Annotated in this window: 6 protein-coding genes; 1 reads left to right on the top strand and 5 read right to left on the bottom strand. The window is 64.8% G+C overall.

Annotation, left to right across the window (positions count from 1 at the left end; all coding sequences use genetic code 11):
- Positions 1-147: 147 nt before the first annotated feature.
- From DVS29_RS19655 to rsxB, 3 genes are all read right to left on the bottom strand, one after another.
- A complete protein-coding gene (locus DVS29_RS19655; protein ID WP_118182151.1) occupies positions 148-579 on the bottom strand; it encodes a DUF1841 family protein in 432 nt (143 codons plus the stop codon).
- A gap of 88 nt (positions 580-667) precedes the next feature.
- Positions 668-1,312 (bottom strand): endonuclease III, encoded by a 645-nt coding sequence (nth, locus tag DVS29_RS19650; protein WP_118182150.1) that lies wholly within the window; start codon positions 1,310-1,312, stop codon positions 668-670.
- 13 nt (positions 1,313-1,325) lie between these two features.
- Positions 1,326-2,228 carry an electron transport complex subunit RsxB gene (rsxB, locus tag DVS29_RS19645; protein ID WP_240655692.1) on the bottom strand — a complete coding sequence of 301 codons (903 nt, stop codon included), beginning with the start codon at positions 2,226-2,228 and terminating at the stop codon, positions 1,326-1,328.
- A gap of 285 nt (positions 2,229-2,513) precedes the next feature.
- On the opposite strand from rsxB, the gene DVS29_RS19640 reads away from it, so the two are divergent.
- A complete protein-coding gene (locus DVS29_RS19640) occupies positions 2,514-3,146 on the top strand; it encodes a TetR/AcrR family transcriptional regulator (protein ID WP_118182148.1) in 633 nt (210 codons plus the stop codon).
- A gap of 135 nt (positions 3,147-3,281) precedes the next feature.
- Here DVS29_RS19640 and DVS29_RS19635 read toward each other — a convergent pair whose 3' ends face one another.
- Together DVS29_RS19635 and DVS29_RS19630 are read right to left on the bottom strand one after the other, a co-directional pair.
- On the bottom strand, positions 3,282-4,562 hold the full coding sequence (locus DVS29_RS19635; RefSeq protein ID WP_118182147.1) for a polyhydroxyalkanoate depolymerase: 1,281 nt from the start codon (positions 4,560-4,562) through the stop codon (positions 3,282-3,284).
- A 300-nt stretch (positions 4,563-4,862) separates the two neighbouring features.
- Positions 4,863-6,710: a glycoside hydrolase family 15 protein gene (locus tag DVS29_RS19630; protein WP_118182165.1), complete on the bottom strand. Its 1,848-nt coding sequence runs from the start codon at positions 6,708-6,710 to the stop codon at positions 4,863-4,865.
- Positions 6,711-7,015: the final 305 nt, after the last annotated feature.

The raw sequence follows: 7,015 nt of genomic DNA, 5'->3' as shown, positions 1-7,015 counted from the left end.
TCGCCTCCAGAGCATGAACTGAACCGCCGTATGCGGAACCGCACGTACGGTGGTGTGAGAGGGCTGAGGGGGTAACCCCTCACCCTACTCGATCTGCGAAATGTGGGCTATGCGTGAGCCGAGCGTACGCGCTCGACGAGGAGCCGCTCAATCCCGCGACGCGCGCCGCTCGATGCGCGCGAGGTACGCGTCGGTGTCGGGCGGCGTGTTGTTGCGCTGCGCTTCCCAGATCGTCTCGCCGAGGCAATCCATGATCGCGTGCTGCGCGTCGTGCGTCGAGCCGAGCCGCGCGACGAGCCGTTCGTGCGCGGCACGGATGCCGGGCGGCTGATCGATCGACAGTTGTTCGCTGATGGCCAGATGCATCGACAGGTGCAGGAACGGATTGGTCCGGCCGGCTTCCGGCGAGTAGTCGCTGGAAGCGGCGCCGGCATCGGCGAGCGCGTCGTGATACTCGGGATGCTCGACGATCCAGTCGGCGGCGATCGCTTCGAGCGGCGTCAGGATCTCGCCGGCGCGCTGCTTGCGCCAGGTTTCGGTGAAGAACTGTCGGACTTCGTCGCGGGTGGGATTGAACATCGTGGTATGCAGGTGGCCGCGCGGCCATGAATCGAAAACGGATAGCGCTGCATTTTACGCCGCGACGCGACAGCGTGCCGAGCAGCGCCTAGAGGTCCGGCGCCGGCGTTTTCGGCCTGAATTCGCAGAGCGGCTCGATCACGCAGTGCCAGCATTCCGGCCGGCGCGCCTTGCAGACATAGCGCCCATGCAGGATCAGCCAGTGGTGCGCGTGCTGCACGAAGTCTTTCGGCGTGAATTTTTCGAGCGCGCTTTCGACCGCGCGCACGTCCTTGCCGGGCGCGAGACCGGTGCGATTCGCGACGCGGAAGATGTGGGTGTCGACGGCGATGGTCGGCTCGCCGAACGCGATGTTCAGCACGACGTTCGCGGTCTTGCGGCCCACGCCCGGCAGCGCCTCGAGCGCCGCGCGATCGTCGGGCACTTCGCCGTCGTATTGATCGAGCAGGATGCGGCTCGCGGCGATCACGTTCTTCGCTTTCGTGCGGTAAAGACCGATCGTCTTGATGTATTCGGTCACGCCGGTTTCGCCCAGATCGAAGACGGCCTGCGGCGTGTTCGCGACCGGGAACATCTTGCGCATCGCCTTGTTGACGGACACGTCCGTCGCCTGCGCCGACAGCATCACGGCGATCAGGAGTTCGAACGGCGTCGTGTATTCGAGTTCGGTCTTCGGCTCGGGATTGAGCTCGCGCAACGCTTCGAAGATCGCGCGACGTTTGGTTGCGTTCATGGAGTCGTAGCCGTTATTTGCGGTGCGGCGGTTTCGCTTCGTCGGTTTGGGTGCCGTTGTTTTTGTCGCTGTCCTTGTCCTGCTGCGACACGTCGTTCCGGTCGCCTTGCTGTGCGGCAATGCCGAGACGCTTACGCCGCGCTTCGGCCGCGTCGATCTGCGCCTGCACGTCGGCGCTCACGTGCTCGGTATTGCGCGGTCCGGCGCCCAGTGCCGCGCTCTCTTCCTTCTTCTTTCGTGCGCGTTCGAGCGCGGCCTGGATGATCGCGCGTTTCTTCGCTTCGGCGTCGTCCGTTGCGGGCGTCGTGGCGGCGCCGCTTGCTGCGCCCGCAGGTGCCGGCGCAGGCTCGCTCGGCGCGTTGCCGCCGCCCGCGTGTCGCGCCGCGGCACGCGCCTCCGCCGCCTCGCGTTCGAGCTTGAGCCGCACAAGACGCCGGTCATGACGCTCGCGCGCCTCGTCGGCCTGCTGCTGCGTCCATGCGTCCCAGCCCGTGTGATTGCCGGTGACGGGGACCATCGCGATGCAGTCGACCGGGCAGGGCGCGACACACAGATCGCAGCCCGTGCACAGCTTTTCGACGACAGTGTGCATCTGTTTCGGTGCCCCAACGATTGCGTCGACGGGACACGCCTGCATGCACAAGGTACAGCCGATGCAGAGCGTTTCGTCGATCACGGCGAGTGGACGCGGCCGTTCGACGCCGTTGTCGGGATTGATCGGGATCACCGGCTTGCCGAGCAGCGACGCGAGCCTCACGACGCCTTCGGCGCCGCCGGGCGGGCACTGGTTGTAGTTCGCATCGCCACGCGCGATCGCTTCGGCGTAGGGACGGCAGCCGTCAAAGCCGCACTTCGTGCATTGAGTCTGGGGAAGCAGATCTTCGATGCGATCTGCGAGTGATTTCGGATCGGTCACGGTCACGACGTCAGAACGGGCCGGCGCGGTTCGCAGGACGACAACGCTCGCCGCCGCAATCCCGCGGCTCACCGCGCTTTTGATCGGCGTTGCCAAAGAATGCATTATCGCCGATTTCCCCGATTGCTAATGGCTAACCGTGTGCCATAATCGAAGCGCTTTTGGAAAGACCGTAGAAAGGAGCGTGTCCCTCAACCTGGCGCGCCCGTTCAGCGCTGTCGGTGGAAGCGAGGAGACGCCGGCGGCGCGATCTGGATAACGCGGCTCACGAAGCACTCTGCCACCATGAATCAGCCGAAAATCAAAAGAGATCCTGAAGGCACGCGTCGTCGCATTCTGCTCGCGGCGGCGGAGGAATTTGCGAATGGTGGTTTATTCGGCGCGCGCGTCGACCAGATCGCCCGCCGCGCCGAAACGAATGAGCGGATGCTCTACTACTACTTCGGCAGCAAGGAACAGCTTTTCACCGCGGTACTCGAACACGCGTTCAGCGCGCTCACCGAAGCGGAGCGCACGCTCGATCTCGGCGGTATCGCGCCGGTCGAAGCTATCACGCGTCTCGCGCATTTCGTGTGGGACTACTACCGCGATCATCCGGATCTGCTTCGGCTCATCAACAACGAAAATCTGCATGAGGCACGGTACATGCAGAAGTCGACGCGGATCCGCGAAATGATCTCGCCGATCGTCGCGACGCTTGGCAGCATTCTCGAGCGCGGCCAACGCGCGGGCCTGTTCCGGACCAACGTCGACCCGTTGCGCTTCTACGTGACCCTCTCGGGGCTCGGCTACTACATCGTGTCGAACCGCTTCACGCTGAATGCGACGCTCGGCCGCGACTTCAGCGCGGCGGGGGAGCGTGCCGAGATCGTGCAGATGAACACCGAGGTGCTGCTCGCGTATCTGCTGCGGCGCTGACGCGCCACCGGCCACTGGATGACTGAAAAAAAAGACGGCGCCGGATGCATTCCGGCGCCGTCTTTTTTCGTGCTGCCCGAACCGTGGGACCGATTCCGCCGTACGCGTTATCGGACCCATCGGGTCATCGGGCCATCAGGCCTCCACGTGCTCCTTCTTCGCGACGGTCGGCCGCTTGTTGTGCGCGAGAATGAACTCGCGCAGCTGCGGGTAGATGATGGTGCGCCAGCGGCGGCCCGAGAAGATGCCGTAGTGGCCGCACTTCTCGGCGGTGAAGTGCTTGCGGTCCTGCTCCGGGATGCCGGTGCACAGCTCGTGCGCGGCAGCCGTCTGGCCGCTGCCGGAGATGTCGTCGAGCTCGCCTTCGATCGTGAACAGCGCGGTGGCCTTGATGTCCTGCGGCCGCACCAGCTGGCCGTCGATCTTCCACGTGCCTTCCGCGAGACGGAATTCCTGGAACACGACCTGGATGGTTTCCAGGTAGTACTCCGCGGCCATGTCCAGCACCGCGTTGTATTCGTCATAGAAACGGCGGTGCGCCTCGGCGTCTTCCTCGTCGCCGCGCAGGAGGCTCTGGTAGTAGTCCCAGTGCGACGCGGCGTGACGCTCCGGATTCATCGCGACGAAGCCCGTGTGCTGCAGGAAGCCCGGATAGACCTTGCGGCCGACGCCGGGGTAGTTCGCCGGCACGGTGTAGATCACGTTGTTCTCGAACCACTCGTACGAGTGCTGCGTGGCCAGCGAGTTGACCGACGTCGGGCTCTTGCGGGCGTCGATCGGGCCACCCATCATCGTCATTGTGAGCGGCGTGTCCTCGCCGCGGCTCGCCAGCAGCGAGATCGCCGCGAGCACCGGCACCGTCGGCTGGCAGACCGAGATCACGTGCAGATTGCGCGCACCGATGTGGCGGATGAAGTCCTGGATGTACGCGACGTAGTCGGAGAGGTCGAACGTGCCTTCCTCGAACGGCACCATCCGCGCGTCGATCCAGTCGGTGATGTACACCTTGTGGTCCTGCAGCAGCGTGCGCACGGTGTCGCGCAGGAGCGTGGAGTGGTGGCCCGACAGCGGCGCGCACACGAGCACGACCGGTTCGTCCTTCAGTTGCGTGACCGCATCGCTGTCGTCCGCGTAGCGCTTGAAGCGCAGCAGGCGGCAGAACGGCTTCTCGACGATCGTCTGCTCGACGATCGGGATGTTGCGGCCGTCCTTGACAATCTGGTGCAGGTTGAACTCGGGCTTCTCGTAGTCCTTGCCGAGGCGATAGAGCAGCTCGTAGGCGGCGGACAGCCTCGTGGCGCCCGGTACATAGGCAAGGGGGCTCGCCGGATTGGCGAACGATTTTGACGCGGCCTGGGCCCACGCGGTCAGCGGGCTCAACATCGCGCGCTGGAATTCATGCAGTTGGTAGAGCATAGGCGCTCCGGCTGAAGGTGAAGATCCGGCGGCTCAGTGGGGGCGCTGAAACCGGCGGTTGGCCGTAAATGTTGCCGACCCGGTTGTCGGACAAGTGAATAGTCTGCCGAAAATCATAGCGGATGTGTGAATTTTGTGCAAAGCAACAATGCGCTGCGGAAAACCCGTATACGGCAACGGTCGCGCCCCGGAAGGCTCGCCACGTCTGGTTGACGGCGTTGCGGTGCAGCTACCGGAGTACGGGTTTTCCTTGGGCTTTCCCTGAATCAGGCTGCATCGTACCGGCGTTGCGTGACCTCCCTACGTAGGGTCCTGCAAGAATTCGTCAGACTCTTGACCGTCGTGCGGCGGCTGACCGGTGGCCTGCGCCATCTCCTGCTCGTGCTTGATCAGGTTGAGTCCCGTGTGAACCAGGGCCACATGGGTAAACGCCTGTGGGAAATTACCCACGAGCCGTTTCGCCGTCGGGTCATATTCCTCTGCCAGCAGGCCGACGTCGTTGGCGAGGCCGAGCAGCCGCTCGAACATCGCATGCGCTTCGTCCACCCGGCCCTGCAGCGCGAGGTTATCCACGTACCAGAAGCTGCACGCAAGGAATGTACCCTCGCCGGGCGGCAGGCCGTCGTCGACTTCCGTCGTCCGGTAGCGCAACACGAAGCCGTCGTGCAGCAGATATTTCTCGATCGCGGCGAGGGTGCCGGCCACGCGGGCGTCGGATGGCGGCAGGAAGCCGAGCAGCGGAATCAGCAGCGTCGCGGCATCGAGCTGATCGCCGCCATAGACCTGCGTGAACGCGTTCAGCGACGGGTTCCACGCTTTCGCGCAGACGTCCGCGTGAATCTTGTCGCGCAGTTCGCGCCAGTGATCGACCGGCCCCTTGAGCTGGAATTTTTCCGCGGACCGCACCGCGCGGTCGAACGCGACCCACGCCATCACCTTCGAGAACGTGAAGTGCTGGCGTCCGCCGCGGGTTTCCCAGATACCTTCGTCCGGGTCTTCCCAGATCGTTTCGAGGTGCTCCAGCATCTCGCACTGCACGGCCCACGCGGTGTCGTCCGCCTGCAATCCGCCGACGCGCGCGAGGTGCAGCGCATTCATCACTTCGCCGTACACGTCGAGCTGGAGTTGATCGACCGCGTTGTTGCCGATCCGCACAGGTTTGGCGCCTTCGTAGCCGGACAGCCAGCTGAGTTCGGACTCGGGCAGCCGGCGTTCGCCCGCGATGCCGTACATGATCTGCAGCTGACGCGGCGAGCCGGCCATCACCCGGCCCAGCCACCCGCGCCATTTGCGCGCCTCGTCGTAGTAGCCGCCGCGCATCAGCGCGAGCAGCGTGATGGTCGCGTCGCGCAGCCAGCAATAGCGGTAATCCCAGTTGCGGCTGCCGCCCAGCTGCTCCGGCAGCGACGTGGTGGGCGCGGCGACCACGCCGCCCGTCGGTTCGTACGCGAGCGCCCGGAGCGTGATCAGCGAGCGGCGGATCGGCTCGGCCCAGCGTCCTTCGATCGTGCCGCGCGCGGCCCATTCGAGCCAGTGGTTCTCGGTACGGGCGAGCGCGGTGTGCGGATCGCGCGCGGGCGGCACGCGCAGATGCGACGCCGCGTAGGCGAGCGAGAACGGCACGCGCTCGCCTTCCGAGACCGTGAACTCCGCGACCGTGTGCATGTTCTCGCCGCGCAGGTCGACTGGCGTGCGCAGCACGACCGTATCGGGACCCGCGATCGCCTTGATGCCGCTGTCGTGCTTCAGGCGGCTGACCCAGGGAATCGAGAAGCCGTAATCGAAACGCAGGCTGAGCGCCATCCGCATGTTCACGGTGCCGCGCCTGCCGACCACGATGCGGACCATCTCCGACCAGCCGTTGCCGGGCGGCATGAAGTCGATCAGCGTGACCGCGCCTTCCGCGGTTTCGAAATCGGTCTCGAGGATCAGCGTTTCGCCGCGATAGCGGCGCGTGATCCGCGGCGGCTGCTCGGATACGGGCTCGATCTGCCAGCGGCCGTTGTCTTCGTTGCCGAGCAGCGCGGCGAAGCACGCGCCGGAATCGAAGCGGGGCCAGCACAGCCAGTCGACCGAGCCGGAGCGGGACACCAGCGCGGCCGTGTGGCCGTCGCCGATCAATGCGTAGTCTTCAATGGGAGAGGGCATGGCAAACGCGTTGAGAGACTGGAAAAAAATGCGCTTCGGCGCAGCGCGCGACAAAGCATGGAGCGCTTCTTACCGGACCGTTGCGATGCCGGATGGTTCATCGCACAAAAAGCATCCGGAGGACTTGGCAGCCCCTAATTTGCCTGCTTACAATCACACCGGAAAATGTTAAATCCGACCGATGCGCGGTTTGCGATGGGTGCGCGATGGGCATGCAATGAATCCGCCATGCATCGTGCCGTTCATCGCTGGGCACTTTTGCCGTCCGGCCAGGTCGTTCCGAATTCCCTACTCGTGCAACGCCG

It is taken from the genome of Paraburkholderia phosphatilytica, assembly GCF_003443895.1.
Lineage (GTDB): Bacteria > Pseudomonadota > Gammaproteobacteria > Burkholderiales > Burkholderiaceae > Paraburkholderia > Paraburkholderia phosphatilytica.
Note: the sequence above shows the minus strand (reverse complement) of the source record. Positions and strands in the feature narration are given on the sequence as shown.

Excerpts from the sequence above, each read along its gene's own strand:
- DVS29_RS19655 (WP_118182151.1), bottom strand. The coding sequence starts at position 579 with ATGTTCAATCCCACCCGCGACGAAGTCCGACAGTTCTTCACCGAAACC.
- nth (WP_118182150.1), bottom strand. The coding sequence starts at position 1,312 with ATGAACGCAACCAAACGTCGCGCGATCTTCGAAGCGTTGCGCGAGCTC.
- DVS29_RS19640 (WP_118182148.1), top strand. The coding sequence starts at position 2,514 with ATGAATCAGCCGAAAATCAAAAGAGATCCTGAAGGCACGCGTCGTCGC.
- DVS29_RS19635 (WP_118182147.1), bottom strand. The coding sequence starts at position 4,562 with ATGCTCTACCAACTGCATGAATTCCAGCGCGCGATGTTGAGCCCGCTG.
- DVS29_RS19630 (WP_118182165.1), bottom strand. The coding sequence starts at position 6,710 with ATGCCCTCTCCCATTGAAGACTACGCATTGATCGGCGACGGCCACACG.